At 63.0% G+C, this 14,581-nt stretch carries 12 protein-coding genes and 3 pseudogenes; 8 read left to right on the top strand and 7 right to left on the bottom strand.

Annotated features, from left to right (window positions below; translation table 11 throughout):
* Positions 1-23: 23 nt before the first annotated feature.
* Together AC3EMP_RS03730 and AC3EMP_RS03725 are read right to left on the bottom strand one after the other, a co-directional pair.
* A pseudogene (locus AC3EMP_RS03730) lies at positions 24-695 on the bottom strand (winged helix-turn-helix domain-containing protein).
* A 120-nt stretch (positions 696-815) separates the two neighbouring features.
* Positions 816-1,185 (bottom strand): annotated as a pseudogene (locus tag AC3EMP_RS03725) (hypothetical protein); the annotation flags it as partial.
* 56 nt (positions 1,186-1,241) lie between these two features.
* Here AC3EMP_RS03725 and AC3EMP_RS03720 point away from each other — a divergent pair.
* Positions 1,242-1,874: a methyltransferase family protein gene (locus AC3EMP_RS03720; protein WP_023687613.1), complete on the top strand. Its 633-nt coding sequence runs from the start codon at positions 1,242-1,244 to the stop codon at positions 1,872-1,874.
* On the opposite strand, the gene AC3EMP_RS03715 is transcribed toward AC3EMP_RS03720, so the two are convergent.
* Complete coding sequence (locus AC3EMP_RS03715) at positions 1,868-2,083, bottom strand: hypothetical protein (protein ID WP_023672157.1); 216 nt, start codon at positions 2,081-2,083, stop codon at positions 1,868-1,870. The two genes, AC3EMP_RS03720 and AC3EMP_RS03715, sit on opposite strands and share 7 nt — an antisense overlap.
* On the bottom strand, positions 2,080-2,835 hold the full coding sequence (locus tag AC3EMP_RS03710; protein ID WP_023692903.1) for a COG4280 domain-containing protein: 756 nt from the start codon (positions 2,833-2,835) through the stop codon (positions 2,080-2,082). The genes AC3EMP_RS03715 and AC3EMP_RS03710 overlap by 4 nt, the downstream gene beginning before the upstream one ends.
* Positions 2,836-2,894: 59 nt before the next feature.
* On the opposite strand from AC3EMP_RS03710, the pseudogene AC3EMP_RS03705 reads away from it, so the two are divergent.
* Positions 2,895-3,080 (top strand): annotated as a pseudogene (locus AC3EMP_RS03705) (ABC transporter permease); the annotation flags it as partial.
* Positions 3,081-3,170: 90 nt separating this feature from the next.
* On the top strand, positions 3,171-4,172 hold the full coding sequence (locus AC3EMP_RS03700; RefSeq protein WP_023692902.1) for a LacI family DNA-binding transcriptional regulator: 1,002 nt from the start codon (positions 3,171-3,173) through the stop codon (positions 4,170-4,172).
* 6 nt (positions 4,173-4,178) lie between these two features.
* On the opposite strand, the gene ocd is transcribed toward AC3EMP_RS03700, so the two are convergent.
* Both ocd and rocF read right to left on the bottom strand, forming a co-directional pair.
* Positions 4,179-5,240, bottom strand: a complete 1,062-nt coding sequence (gene ocd / locus AC3EMP_RS03695; RefSeq protein WP_352712998.1) for an ornithine cyclodeaminase — start codon at positions 5,238-5,240, stop codon at positions 4,179-4,181.
* Positions 5,237-6,172: an arginase gene (rocF, locus tag AC3EMP_RS03690; RefSeq protein WP_023754932.1), complete on the bottom strand. Its 936-nt coding sequence runs from the start codon at positions 6,170-6,172 to the stop codon at positions 5,237-5,239. Before rocF ends, ocd begins: the two co-directional genes overlap by 4 nt.
* A 146-nt stretch (positions 6,173-6,318) precedes the next feature.
* Here rocF and AC3EMP_RS03685 point away from each other — a divergent pair, with 146 nt between their 5' ends.
* The 4 genes from AC3EMP_RS03685 to AC3EMP_RS03670 all read left to right on the top strand — a co-directional run bounded on the left by AC3EMP_RS03685 (position 6,319) and on the right by AC3EMP_RS03670 (position 10,944).
* Complete coding sequence (locus AC3EMP_RS03685) at positions 6,319-6,759, top strand: Lrp/AsnC family transcriptional regulator (RefSeq protein WP_023685065.1); 441 nt, start codon at positions 6,319-6,321, stop codon at positions 6,757-6,759.
* A 579-nt stretch (positions 6,760-7,338) separates the two neighbouring features.
* On the top strand, positions 7,339-8,553 hold the full coding sequence (locus tag AC3EMP_RS03680) for a glycosyltransferase family protein (RefSeq protein WP_023672150.1): 1,215 nt from the start codon (positions 7,339-7,341) through the stop codon (positions 8,551-8,553).
* Between the two features lies 1 nt (position 8,554).
* Positions 8,555-9,799, top strand: coding sequence for a glycosyltransferase (locus AC3EMP_RS03675; RefSeq protein ID WP_023692899.1), 1,245 nt, complete (start codon positions 8,555-8,557; stop codon positions 9,797-9,799).
* Complete coding sequence (locus tag AC3EMP_RS03670; protein ID WP_352712994.1) at positions 9,796-10,944, top strand: glycosyltransferase family protein; 1,149 nt, start codon at positions 9,796-9,798, stop codon at positions 10,942-10,944. The genes AC3EMP_RS03675 and AC3EMP_RS03670 overlap by 4 nt, the downstream gene beginning before the upstream one ends.
* Here the strand turns inward: AC3EMP_RS03670 and AC3EMP_RS03665 are convergent.
* Positions 10,922-11,593, bottom strand: coding sequence for a class I SAM-dependent methyltransferase (locus AC3EMP_RS03665; RefSeq protein ID WP_081725482.1), 672 nt, complete (start codon positions 11,591-11,593; stop codon positions 10,922-10,924). The genes AC3EMP_RS03670 and AC3EMP_RS03665 overlap by 23 nt on opposite strands.
* A gap of 262 nt (positions 11,594-11,855) precedes the next feature.
* On the opposite strand from AC3EMP_RS03665, the gene AC3EMP_RS03660 reads away from it, so the two are divergent.
* Positions 11,856-14,570 (top strand): ABC transporter transmembrane domain-containing protein, encoded by a 2,715-nt coding sequence (locus tag AC3EMP_RS03660; protein WP_023732839.1) that lies wholly within the window; start codon positions 11,856-11,858, stop codon positions 14,568-14,570.
* Positions 14,571-14,581 lie beyond the last annotated feature (11 nt).

Genomic DNA, 14,581 nt, shown 5'->3' with positions numbered 1-14,581 from the left:
GCAAGTTTCTGTCATGCCGCGCCTCAGTCGTGAACACTGTAGCCAGTGTTGCGCACGGTGTGGATCAACGCGGTTTCGAACGGCCTGTCGATCTTGGCGCGCAGCCGGCTGATATGGGTTTCGACGACGCTGGTCTTGGGGTCGAAGTGAAAATCCCAGACCCGTTCCAGAAGCATGGTGCGGGTGATGACGCGGCCCTCGCCGCGCATCAGCACTTCGAGCAGGCTGAATTCGCGCGGCTGCAGGTCGATCGCCTGGCCCTGCCTGGTGACGCGGCGCTGGATCAGGTCCATTTCGAGGTCTGCGATGCGCAGCGTCGTCTTCAGCTCCTGCACCGCAGGGCGACGGCCGAGCGCGTTGATGCGGGCGAGCAGTTCGGAAAAGGCGAATGGCTTGACGAGATAGTCGTCGCCGCCGGCCTAGAGCCCTTCAACCCTGTCGTCGACGCCGCCGACCGAGGTCAGAAAGATCGCCGGCGTGCGCACGCCCGCCGCCCGCACCGCCTTGATCATCGACAGGCCGTCGAGGCCGGGCAGCATGCGGTCGGCGACGATCACGTCATAGGCGTCGCGTGTCGCGGCAAACAGCGCGTCATGCCCGTCGCGCAGCAGATCGCAGACATGCCCGGCTTCGCTCAGGCCCTTGACGACATAGTCTGCGGTCCTGGGGTCATCCTCAACAAGGAGAAGTCGCATCTCTGTTCCGGTCTGTTGCCGAGGCTTTGCCAGAGCGGCATGCTAGCACCGGCGGCGGTCCGTTCCTAGAATATCCGCCGGCGCCTGGTCGCTCGTGGTCGTTGCACATGTCCATAAGTGTCATCCGACCGGATCGCGCGCAGGGACAAGCATCCTGCGCAGCACGGCGTCTTTCAGAATAAAATGATGGAAGAGTGCCGCACCGGCATGAATGCAGATCAGAACGATGAATACCGGCTTTGCCCAAGTATGGACATCGCCCAAGGCAATCGTGGTGGTTTGCAGACGGACGCCCAAATTGTCGACCAGATTGTCGGTGATCAAGGTGCCGACGACGCTGATCAGCACCACCGCCAGCCAATAGGCATGGCACATAACGCTTCTGCGCGAATTGCAGCGCCAGCGCGACGACAAGGATGCCGGTCATGATCAGCGAGGTGACGGTCAGTCCGAAGCCAAGATTGACGGCCAGATAGTCGGCCGCCGTCTCGCTAGTGGGTGGCGAGACACCGGCGCTATGAGCCCTGCCGGGGTGCAGGAACTATGATGAGCTACGCTCCCCCCAAGCCGGCAGCGAAGGCGTTCGACCAGCACAAGCGCCTGCTCGTCATACAAGTGGCGGCAGCCCTCGCCGTCATGCTGTTGCTGTTCACCAAGCCCTTTCTCGTCGAAGGCTCGGACGGGCACGGATACATTGAGGCGCTGGGCATCGGCTTCGTGCTGGTCTGCTTCCTTGGCCGTCTGTGGAGCATTCTCTATGTCGGCGGAAGGAAGAACGACGAGCTGGTCACCATCGGCCCGTTCTCGATGAGCCGGAACCCGCTCTACTTCTTTTCCACGGTCGGCGCGGCGGGCGTCGGGTTGATGTACGGCTCGGTGCTGGTGGCGGCGGCGCTGGCTCTGGTGAGCTACCTGGTGTTCCGGGTGACGGTGCGCAAGGAAGCCGAGTTCCTGTTTGGAAAGTTCGGCCCCGCCTACAGCGTCTATGCCGAACGCACGCCGCCTTTCTGGCCGAACCCGCTGCTGTTTCACGATCAAGCCGAACGCCGGTTCTCGACAAAGGCGTTGCGGCGGACATTCACGGACGGGCTCTATTTCCTGGCGCTGTTCCCGGCCATCGAGACGATTGAGCAGTTGCGGATCAGCGGCATGCTGCCGGTGTTTTTCACCCTCTACTGACCGGAGCGCCGTGCCGCGCGGCGCACGCTGTAGAGCAGGATGACGAGGCAGCCGGGCAGAAGCAGGACGCCGCCGGCAAGCGGCGGCAACGCCAGCAGCTTCACTGCCGCGGCAATCGCTACGATCAACAGCAGCGCCAGCGTCGCAAGGCTGCCGTCGTCGATGAACATGCCGACGAGCTCCTTTAGAATGAGGCGGACGACGTTCATCGAGCAACTCCTTGTGCAGCCTTGGGGTAGCTGGCGCGCAACCAGCGCACCATGGCGAAGCACGCGACGGCGATGATTGCGAAGATGGCCAGCAGCGCCAGATCGGCGCCCGGCCAGTCGGTGCCCAGGCCTTCGCCGGTCCAGAAAATGCCGAAGCTTGTCAACATCAGGCCGACGGCGAATTTGAGCGCGTTTTCCGGCACCCGCGCCAGCGGCCTGTGCACCGCAAGGCCGATGATCGTTACCAGGACGAAGGCTGCCAACGCGCCAAGGCTGGCATAGAAGGTCTGTGCATGCGCGGCGCCGACGGCAATGACGATGAACACCACCTCGACACCTTCGAGCAGCACCGCCTTGAAGGCCGCGAGCCCGGCCAGATAATCGGCGCGGCGGTCATTGGCCTGCTGCTGCAAAGCGGCGGTTTCCTTTGAAAAGGCCGCGTCCTCGTCATGCAGGGCGATGACGCCGACACTGCGCAAAATGGCCTTTCTCAACCAGCGCATGCCAAACAGGACTAGGAGCACGCCGACGACGAACTGCAGCACCGCAATGGGAATCAGCGCCAGCAGCGGTCCGAAGGCCAGCACCAGAGCCGCCAGCACCGCCAGCGCCAGCGCCGCGCCTGTCAGCGCTGGCCGCCAGCTGCGGGTGACGCCTACCGCCAGCACGATGGTGAAGGCCTCGACCACTTCGACGAAGGAGGCAAGGAACGAGGCGGTCACGGTGGAAAGTATGGGCGTCAGGCCGTTCATGAAGGTTTCCTGTCTGCGGGAATCACTAGCCTGAGAAGGATACAGCGCTCCGGCGGAAGGGAGAACGCGCCGGCATCGTCGCCATGGTCTATCTGTTGCGTCAACATCGGTGGCCCGGTCGCCGGCGTCGCTACGAGCTGCTCGGCGTCGGCGACAATTTCAAGCCGATCGTGCTAGGCCTTGTCATTGTGCTCGCCGTCATTCTGGATGCCTATCGGGAAAAGCTGTTGAGGGTGATCCGATAAAGCGCGTCGCGCTTTTTGGTTTTTGTTTTATGGATGTCATTTTCCCAGATCCGCCGGACACTCCGGGCGACATGCACTAGGGGACAAGAAATGACGACGATTGCCGATGTCGCGCGCCATGCCGGAGTGTCGGTCGCAACCGTCTCGCATGTGATGAACCGCACGCGCCATGTCGAGCCGGAGACGGCCGAGCGCGTGCATTCGGCCATCGCCGCCTTGCGCTACAGTCCGAACACGCTGGCGCGCAGCCTGAGGCGCGGCGAGACCAAGACCATCGGCCTGCTGCTGCCGGACAATTCCAATCCGTTCTTCGCCGGCGTGGCACGCCAGATCGAGGATGCCGGCTTCCTTGCCGGCTATACGGTGATCCTGTGCAACTCCGACGGCAGCGCCGAGAAGGAGGAGCGCTACCTCCAGGTGCTGATGGCCAAGCAGATCGACGGGCTGATCTTTGCCGGCTCGTCCGATCATGCGCGGGTGTTCTCCAGCCTTCTGCCCGGCGTCCCGGCGGTGCTGATCGACCGCGAGATCCATTCGGTCAATGTCGATTCCGTGCTGGTCGATCACGATTATGGCGGCTATCTCGCCGGCCGCTATCTGGCCGGGCTCGGTCACGAGAAGATCGGCGTCATCGGCGGCCCGCGCGATTCCAGCTCCAGCCCCGCCCGCCTGCGCGGCTTCGCCAGGGCGCTGCAGGAAGCCGGCCTCGACCTGCCGCCGGCCTCGGTGGTGGATTCCGACTACCACTTCGCCGGCGGCCGCATGGCGATGGAGCGGCTGATGGCGCAGGCGCCGGGGATCACGGCGCTGTTTGCCTGTAACGATCTGATGGCCATGGGCGCGCTGACAGTGCTGCGCGGGCGCGGATTGCGGGTCCCCGGCGACATGTCGATGATCGGCTTCGACGACATACCCTATGCCGTCACCACCTGGCCGCCACTGACGACGATCGCACAGCCGGTCGAGAAGATCGGCACCCGCGCCGTCAGCCTGCTGCTCGAGCGGGTTGCCGAGCCGGCGGCGCATTCGCGCCGCGAAGTGCTCACCCCGGTGCTCGTCGAACGGGAGAGCTGCGCGCCGTTGCGCGGCTGAAGCCCCTCAGGCGGCTGCCGGCTGCAGCGCTGCCCTGAGCAGCATGCCGAAGAGGTCGCGCGGCTCGTCGGGATCGGCGAGCAGGTCGAGCTCCTCGTAGAGGCCGGTGGCCTGAAGCTGGTCTCTGATATAGCGCAGTGCGGAAAAATCCTCGGTGGCGAAGCCGACGGAATCGAACAAGGTGATCTGTTCCGCCGTCTTGCGGCCTTCCGCCTTGCCGGTCATCACCTGCCACAACTCGGTCACCGGATGGTCGGCGTGGAGCTGCTGGATTTCGCCCTCGATGCGCGTCTGCGGCGAGAACTCGACGAAGATGTCGGAGCGCAAAAGGATGTCGCGGTGCAGTTCCGTCTTGCCGGGGCAGTCGCCGCCGACCGCGTTGATGTGCACGCCGGAACCGACCATGTTGTCGGTGAGGATAGTGGCGCACTGCTTGTCGGCGGTCACCGTGGTGATGATGTCGACGCCTTCGACAGCATCCTGGCCCGTTGTGCAGATGGTGATGTCAAAGCCTTTGCCGGCGAGGTTGCGGGCGCATTTCTCGGAAGCCGAGCGGTCGATGTCGTAGAGCCGCAGCCGGTCGATGCCGAGCAGCGCTTTGAAGGCGACAGCCTGGAATTCGGACTGGGCGCCATTGCCGATGATGGCCATCGAGCGCGCGCCTTTCGGCGCCAGATATTTGGCCGCGACAGCGGAGGTCGCCGCGGTGCGCAGCGCCGTCAGGATCGTCATTTCGGTGAGCAGCATCGGATAGCCGGAGCCGACATCGGCGAGCACGCCGAAGGCGGTGACGGTCTGGCGCCCCTCGCGCATGTTCTTGGGATGGCCGTTGACATATTTGAAGCCGTATAGCCGGCCGTCGCTGGTCGGCATCAGTTCGATGACGCCGTCATGGCTGTGCGAGGCGATGCGCGGCGTCTTGTCGAACAGCTCCCAGCGGCGAAAATCCTCCTCGATATAGGCGGCGAGTTCGGTGAGGAACCGCTCGACGCCGATGGTCAGCACCAGCTTCATCATGCGGTCGACGCTGACGAAGGGGACGATGGCAAGGCGGGAAGGCTGGGTCATGCAATGCTTCCGGAATGGCTGCGGGTCGGGCGGTCCATGATGCGCCGGCCCATCAGGCTGGCGGCGAGGTCGACAATCAGCGTGGCGGTGCGGCCGCGCTCGTCGAGGAACGGGTTGAGCTCGACCAGATCAAGGCTGGAGACCAGGCCGCTGTCGGACAGCATCTCCATCACCAGGTGCGCCTCGCGGAAGGTGGCGCCGCCGGGCACGGTGGTGCCGACGGCCGGCGCGATGGAGGGGTCGAGGAAGTCGACGTCGAGGCTGACATGCAGCAGGCCGTTTTCCTTTTCGACGATGGCCAGGAAGGCGCGCAGCAAAGGTGCGACGCCGTGCTCGTCAATGGTGCGCATGTCGTGCACGGTAACCCCCGCTTCGCTCAGCGCCCGGCGCTCCGCCGGATCGACGCTGCGCAGGCCCATGACGCAGATGTGGGCAGGGTCGACGGCGACAGGCAGGTCCGGGAAATAACCGTTGAAGCCCGGCCGGCCGCTGGCATAGGCGAGCGGCACGCCGTGCAGATTGCCGCTGACGGTGGTATCGAGCGTGTGGAAATCGGGATGTGCGTCGAGCCACAGCACGAAGAGCGGCCGGCCGCGTTCGGCGGCGCGGCGGGCTATGCCCGACACCGTGCCGGCCGATATCGCGTGGTCGCCGCCAAGGAAGATCGGCATGGCGTTCCGCGAAGCCGCATAGGCGGTCTCGGCTATCGCCGCCGTCCAGGCGGAAATCTCCGGTAGGGCCTTCAGCGCGAGATTGCCATGGACGATTGCGCGCACGGCGGCCGGTTGCACCGCGCCCCAGTCCTCGACCTCGTGGCCAAGTTCCGACAGCACCGAGACAAGCCCGGCCGTGCGCAGCGCGCTTGGCCCCATCTCGCATCCCATCCTGCCGGCGCCGTCCTGCACCGGCGCGCCAACGATCCTGCAGCGCATGTTTCTTGTTGTCCTTGTAAATTGATTGGGCGGTTGATGCGTGGAATGAACCATCCCGGCCCGGCAGTATGAACAGGCGAAATTGGCATTTCGAGAAGAATGATTTATCAATCCGATAAGTCAGTTTGGTCAAAGTGGATAGAATCATGGACTTGCTCGACGAAAGGCTGGTCACGCTGCTCAGGCATGATGCCCGGCGCAGCATCTCCGATCTCGCGGTCGATCTCGGGGTGTCGCGCGCCACGGTCAGGGCGCGCATGGAGCGGCTGGAAAAAACGGGCGAGATCATCGGCTACACGGTGGTGCTGCGCGCCGACGCGGTCGACCAGCGGATACGCGGCGTGATGATGATCGAGATCGAGGGCCATGCCGCCGACCGCGTGGTCCGGGCGCTCGGCGGCCTCGCCGAGGTTTCGACCATTCACACCACCAATGGCCGCTGGGACCTGGTGGTCGAACTCGGAACGGCGTCGCTCACCGATTTCGACGCGGTGCTTAGGCGGATACGGCTCATCCCGGGGATAACCGGCAGCGAGACAAGTCTGCTGCTGGCGACGCCGCGCACCACAAGGGCAAGGTTGGCGTAGCCGTCGTTCCGGCCGGCGTGTTCACGCAAAGCTTTGTGACGGATCTGGCGAATGGGTCGCCTGCCTGCGAAATCTCATTGAGGGCGGAGCTATCCTCCACGTGACGGAGGAAGCCGGCATGACGCAGCTTGAACGGTGCAAGGACCGGATGCTTGCCACAGGCCAAGGCTGATGGCAGGATAAAAGGCCGCCACGTGCGGCCTCTGGCGGCCGTTGTGTTTCGATGGATTATGAAGCATTTTCCCAAGGTGCGGGTTCTCCTCACAATGTGCGGCAGCCTCGTTTCGCCTTGGTCGCCCTTGATTTTTCGCAATGTGCGCTTTGCCTGCCTCAGGCGGCAGGGCATTTAATTCCACGGGGTCAAGCCTCATGACAGAGATTTGTGCTCGGGCCGTCTATCGTCGGCGAAGACAAGGCATGGCGCCACAATCAGCGCCCCTGGCATTCGTGACCTGGTGAAGAATGCCGTTGCGTACCTCTCGCCCCCATGTTTCAAAACAGGTCGATAGACCCGTGAGAATGGTTTCGAAGCCTGCGGGGTTGCCCACGGTCCGGCGAGAATTCTAAAAGACGTTCACAATGACACAGCACGCAAAAGACGCACGAATTCTCATGTACAGCCACGACACGTTCGGGCTCGGCCATCTGCAGCGCTGCCGAACGATCGCGCATTCGCTGGTCGGGGATTTCCGCGGACTTCAGGTGCTAATCATTTCGGGCGCCACCATCGCCGGCGCCTTCGACTACCGCGCCCGCGTCGACTTCGTGAAGATCCCCAGCGTCATCAAGCTGCGAAACGGCGAATACACCTCGCTGGAAAAGGACATCGATCTGCACGAGACGCTAAGGATGCGGCAGTCGATTATCCGCCACACGGCCGAGAGCTTCCGGCCGGATATCTTCATCGTCGACAAGGAACCGCTGGGGCTGCGCGGAGAGATCGAGGATACGCTGTCCTACCTCAAGACGCGGGGCACCACGCTCGTGCTTGGCCTGCGCGAGGTGATGGACGCGCCGCATTTGCTCGAAGCGGAGTGGGCACGCAGGGATGTGATGCGCAAGATCGGCCTGTTCTACGACAAGGTCTGGGTCTATGGCCCGCCGGATTTCTACGATCCGCTGACCGGCCTGGAGGTGCCGCCGGCGGTCAGGGCAAAGATGAAGTTCGTCGGTTTCCTGCAACGGAGCCTGCAGCAGAACCAGTTGCCCGGCCACCGGCCCGAGGGCGACTATATCCTGGTTACCACCGGTGGCGGCGGTGACGGCGCCGACCTGATCCACAACGTCATCGAGGCCTATCAGCAGGATCCGCGATTGCAGCACCGGGCGCTGATCGTGCTTGGGCCCTACATGCCGGCGCGCAAGCGCAACAAGCTGGTCCGGAAGGGGGCCAAGATCCCCTATGTCAAGATCATCGAATTCGACAACCGGATGGAAGAGCTGATTGCCGGCGCCAAGGCGGTGGTGGCGATGGGCGGTTACAACACCTATTGCGAGATACTGTCTTTCGACAAGCCGGCGCTGATCGTGCCGCGCGTCACGCCGCGCGAGGAACAGCTGATCCGGGCACGGCGCGCAGCCGAACTCGGCCTCATCGAGATGCTTTTGCCCGAGGAGGCCGAGGATGCCCAGCGGTTTGCCGATGCGCTGCAGGTTTTGCCGGGCCGGCCGCGCCCATCGCAGAGCAATGCGCATCTGACGCTGGAAGGGCTGCCTCATATTTCCGAAATCGTCGCGGAACTGCTCGACCGGCGGGCCGGCCATCACCTTTCGGTCATTGAAGGCATGAACTGAGTTGCAACACCGCAAGATCGTCGTGGTTCTGAAGGGCTACCCGCGGCTGTCGGAAACCTTCATCGCGCAGGAGCTGCTCGGTCTGGAGCGTGCGGGGTTCGACCTGATACTTTTCGCGCTCAGGCGGCCGACCGACGCAAAACGTCATCCCGTGCATGACGAGATCAAGGCCCCCGTCCATTATCTGCCGGAATATCTGCACAGAGAGCCGCTGCGCGTGGTTCGATCGCTGTTTGCCTGTCTGCCGCGGCCTGGCTTCTGGCGCGCGCTCAGATCGCTCGCTGCCGATATCCGCCGCGACTTTACCCGCAATCGCGCGCGGCGCTTCGGGCAAGCGCTGGTGCTGGCGGCCGAATGGCCGCAAGATGCCGGATGGCTGCATGCCCATTTCGCGCACACGCCGGCATCGGTGACGCGCTATGCCAGCCAGCTTCGTGGCTTGCCCTGGAGCTGCTCAGCCCATGCCAAGGACATCTGGACGTCGGCGGACTGGGATCTGGCCGGCAAGCTTTCCTCGGCGCGCTGGACGGTCACGTGCACGAAAACCGGCTTCGACCATCTGAAAAAACTCGCCAACGGCAGTTCGTCCGTGCATCTGAGCTATCATGGGCTCGACCTTGACCGCTTCGGCAGTTTCGGCGAGGCGCGAAAACAGCGTGACGGCTCGGCGCCGGCCGAACCGGTCATGATCTTGAGTGTCGGACGCGCCGTTGAAAAGAAGGGCTATGATACGTTGCTGGAGGCTCTTGCCCTCTTGCCTGGCGATCTGGCGTGGTGTTTCGAGCATATCGGTGGCGGCGAGGAACTGAAACGGCTGAAGGCGCTGGCGCAAAGGCTCGGACTGGAGGGGCGCGTCTCCTGGAAAGGCGCGCTGGCGCAGGAGGAGGTGCTTGAGCACTACCGCAGCGCCGACATCTTCGCTTTGGCCTGCAGGATCACCGCGGATGGCGACCGGGACGGCCTGCCGAATGTTCTGGTGGAGGCGGCCAGCCAGCGGCTTGCCTGCGTGTCGACCGATATTTCCGGCGTGCCGGAGCTTTTATCGTCGGATGAAACCGGGCTGCTGATTCCCTCGGAAAACCCGACTGCCCTGGCACAGGCGCTGGAGCGCCTGATCCGCGATCCCGTCCTGCGCGTCCGCCTCGGCGACGCCGCGGAGCGGCGCGTGCGAAGCAATTTCGATCATGTGGCAGGCATTGGACAGCTCAAGGAACTGTTCGAGCGGGAGTGGCGGGCCGCCGAATGAAGCGGCTGCGCGCTTTCTTCTATGTTCAGCACCTGCTCGGCATCGGCCATCTCGCGCGCGCCAGCCGCATTGCGGCGGCTCTGGTCGATGACGGGTTCGACGTCATCGTCGTGACCGGCGGAGCGCCGATCGCGGGATTTCCGGGATCGGGTGTAAAATCCGTGACCCTGCCGCCTGTCACCTCCGGTGACGAAGGATTTTCCGGACTTGTCGACCTGCAGGGCAAAGCCATCGACGATGATTTCAAGAGGCGGCGCTCAGAGATGCTGCTGCAGGCTTTCCGGGATTACAGGCCCGACATCGTCATTATCGAGGCGTTTCCCTTTGGACGCCGGCAGATGCGTTTCGAACTCTTGCCACTGATCGAGGCCATCGAAGCGACATCGCCCAGACCGCTGCTGGCGGCGTCCGTCCGCGACATCCTTCAGGAGCGCGTGAAGCCGAGCCGAAACGAAGAAACGGTCGATCTCGTCAACAGGCATTTCGATCTTGTCATGGTCCATGGCGATCCGGCTTTCGCAACCATCGACAAGACATTTCCGCTGGCTGGGGCGATCAGGGCCGAGGTCGCCTACACCGGGCTCGTTGCCGCGCCGCCGGCGCAAGCGGCCTCAGAGCGCTTCGACGTTCTGGTGTCGGTTGGCGGCGGGGCGGCCGGAAAGAGCCTTGTCAGATTCACCGTCGCGGCGGCGCGAAATGCCGACAACGCCTGGACATGGTGTTTGATCACCGGCCCAAACCTGCCGAAGGACGAGTTTGACGCGATTTCACGCGATGCCTCCCCACGCCTGTCCATCTTCCGGTTCCGCGAGGATTTCGCCAGCCTGCTGACCGGCGCCCGCCTGTCGGTCTCGCAGGCGGGTTACAACACGGTCTGCGATGTCATGCGCGCGGGGTGTCGCTCGCTGCTCGTTCCATTTGCAGCCGGCGGGGAAACCGAGCAGACGCGTCGCGCTCTGATGCTCGAAGAGCTCGGTCTTGCAACGGTGCTGACGGAACAGGACCTGACGCCTGAAGGTCTGGCGCATGCGATCGAGCAGGCGCTTGCGGGACCGCCGCCAGCCTCGCATCGTCTCGATCTGGAAGGGGCGCGGCGCTCGGCGCAAATCCTGCGCGAGCGCTTCAAACAGTTCCAATCAGCATGAAGCGTGTATAATTTTTTGTCGGCAATTCGCCGGAGAACCTGATCTGCCGCAGCGCCGCCATTGCTTCGAAGGCTGCAAGTGACGCCACGCAGTTGATGTGCGTCGGCTCGCTGAAATAGTCGTTCGACTGCAGCAGCACGTTCGTACCCCGCGGAAGCAGGGCAAGCCAGGCGCTGAGATCGGCTATGTGTTCGCAGCTCGTATTGACCACCAGGTCGGGTCGGCCGGCGCCATAGTCGAGTGCGTACATATCTGCCGTCAGTGCTTGAAACCGCTCGCCGGCTTGCCGGTTGAGTGTCCGGGCGACCGCGCCGACTTCGGGATCGATGTCGATGCTGTCGATCGCCCCGATGTCGAAGCGGGCGTCGTTGAAAAGCATCGCCGGCAATACGCCGTACCATCCACCCAGAACCCATATGCGTTCGAACCGGCCGCCGTCGCTTTCGAACAGCCTGTCGAGCGCCCACATCTTGCAGGCGACCTGCTTGTGGTTGAAGGCATTAGCGATATCGGCCTGCGGATGCTTGGCGATGACGCGCGCCAGCCCGGCCACGAGAGGGTGGTCGACGTAGGCGGCAATTCCCCGCGTGAGGTCCAGGGCTTGCTCATGCCCACCCATGCCGGCATTGCGTGGTTGCGTGACATCCATCATATTCGTCTTCTATGTTGGGATTTCCGGCGACACAACGCAATCTTGCCTCTTGCCTGTTCGACTTGCGGACGCGACTGTGCCGCAAGCCGTTTCGCCATTGCCCGGAGGAGGCCGATTGAATTTGTCCGGACCATCGGCGCCCATCCGCCTGGCGCGCAGCTGCCGCTTTGAGCTCGTCGTTGGCGGCGAAGACATGGCCGATACACCATTTGCCAGCAGGTGCCTTTACATTCCGCATCCTTCAAACTGACAATCGCATATGGAAACCAGCCTAGCCCGCTATATCTGGACGCACACCAGGAAGCAGCAGCTCTGGATATTGATGATCGTCGTGCTTTCGATGGTCCCGTATTTCATGTCGTTCGACCTGCCGAAGCTGATCGTCAACGGCCCGATCCAGGGCAAGGGGTTCGAGCAACCGGGCGCGACCCTGCCATTCATGCGGTTGCACTATAACCTGCCGTTCATCGGCGAGGTCCAGTTCTTCTCCGGTTTTCAACTGGACCGCACCTCGACCCTGCTTGCGCTCAGCCTTGTGTTCCTCTTGCTGGTCGTCATCAACGGCTTGTTCAAGCTCTACATCAACACTTACAAGGGCCGGCTCGGCGAACGCATGCTGCGGCGTATTCGTTTCGATCTGGTCGATCGTGTGCTGCGGTTTCCGCCGGTTTACTTCAAGCGGGTGAAATCCGCCGAAGTGGCGACCATGGTGAAGGACGAGGTGGAGCCGCTGGGCGGCTTCATTGGCGATGCCTTCCTGCAGCCGGTGCTGCTCGGCGGCCAGGCGCTGACGGCCATGCTGTTCATCATGGTCCAGAACGTCTGGCTCGGAATGATAGCGGTCGTGATCGTGGCGATCCAGATCGTGCTTATCCCGCGAATGCGGCGGCGGCTGCTCGTGCTCGGGCGCCAGCGGCAGTTGACGGCGCGCGCGCTTTCAGGCCGGGTTGGCGAAATCGTCGACGGCATCGGCGCGGTTCACGTCCACGATACGTCGAACTACGAGCGCGCCGACATAGCAGCCCGGCTCGGGCTCATCTTCAAAATCCGCTTCGATCTTTACCAATGGAAATTCATGGTAAAGTTCCTCAACAATTTTCTCGCGCAGCTCACGCCCTTTCTGTTTTACATGATCGGTGGCTATCTGGTCATCCAGGGGCGGTTGGATGTCGGCCAGCTCGTGGCCGTGATCGGCGCTTACAAGGACTTGCCCGGACCGATGAAGGAACTGATCGACTGGGATCAGGACCGGCAGGATGTCCAGGTCAAATATCAGCAGGTCGTCGAACAGTTCACCGTCGAGAATATCATCGCGCCGGAAATCGGAGCACTGACGGTCGACGATCCCGATCCGATGACCAAGCCGCTGTCGGCGGTCAGCCTGTCGATAGCAGACGATGGCGGCGCAATGCTCCTCAATCGCATCTCGCTCGAGGTCAAGCCGGGTGAGACGGTGGCGCTGGTCAGCACCGCAACAGGGGGAGCGGAGGCGCTTGCGGAAGCCTTTGCGCGGCTGACCTGGCCGGACAGCGGAAGGATCGTTTCGGGCTCCGATGACTTGCTCGATCTCCCCGAAGCCGTGACCGGCCGGCGCATGTCCTACGCTTCGTCGGATGTTTTCCTGTTCCAGGCAAGCCTGCGCGACAATTTGCTCTACGGGTTGAAGCATGCGCCGCTGACATCGGTGACATATGACGGCGCCGCGGCGGACCAGCACCGTTGGAATATCGACGAGGCGCGCCGGTCGGGCAATCCGGATCTCGATATCCGCAGCGACTGGATCAACTATGCCTCCGCCGGCGCCACCGGCCCGCACGACCTCTTTGAAGCCGTGCGCCGGGTGCTCGACGCGGTTCTTCTGTCGCGCGACATTCTGGATCTAGGCTTGCGCTCTTCGGCCGACCTCAAGCGCCACACGAAGCTTGCCGGGCGGATCGTCGAATTGCGTGCGGCGCTGCGAACCCGGTTGGAGGAAGAAGGCCTGAGCGCGCTGGTGGTTCCTTTTGAACCGGGCGCCTACAACAAGGAAGCGACGATCGGCCAGAACCTGCTCTTCGGCGCTGCGGCCGGCCCCGAACTGGCTCACAAGGCACTGGCGTCCAATCCCTATTTTGCTTCCGTGCTGAAGCAAGCCGGCCTCGACCGCACGCTCTACGAAATGGGCATGGAGATCGCCGAACAGGCGATCGAGCTGTTTGCCGACCTGCCGCCCGAACACCAGTTCTTCCAGCAGCTCGCCTTCATGAGCGCCGAGGAGATACCCGCCTACGAAACCTTGCTGCAACGGCTCAAGAATCGCCCCTACGATGCGGTTTCGGAGAACGACCGCGCCATGATGGTCACGTTGAGCTTTGCCTATATCGAGCCCCGGCATCGCTTCGGCCTCTTGACCGACGAGCTGATGAGCAAGATCATCGCTGCACGCAACCAGTTCTATGAAAACCTGCCGGCCGAGCTGGAGAAAGCTGTCGAACGGTTTGACCCTGCCAAATACATCGCCGCGGCCACCGTCATGGACAACGTCCTGTTCGGGCGTGTCGGCAACAACCATCCCGACGCGCCGGACCGCATTCGCTCCATCGTCTATGATATTCTTGACGAACTGGGGCTTTATGCCGAGCTTCTGGATGTCGGCCTGGACTTCAACGTCGGCGCCGCCGGCAGGCGGCTGACCGGCGGACAGCGACAGAAGCTCGATGTTGCCCGCGCCTTGCTCAAGCGTCCCGATTTCCTCATTCTCAATCGGCCGCTGTCGGCGCTCGACCAGCGCGTGCAGGACAAGGTGCTGCGGAATGTGCTCGACGAAGCCAGACGCGACGGCCATTCGCCGGCAATTGTGTGGGTGGTGACGAATCCGGCAATGGCGACGATGTTCGACCGGGTTGTGGTCTTTGACTCAGGCCAATTGGTGGAAGACGGAACACACGAGACACTCTTGGCGGGAAACGGTATCTTCAAGGAACTTGTGTCATAGTCTGGCAAACG

The organism is Mesorhizobium sp. P160219, assembly GCF_057786095.1.
Note: the sequence above shows the minus strand (reverse complement) of the source record. Positions and strands in the feature narration are given on the sequence as shown.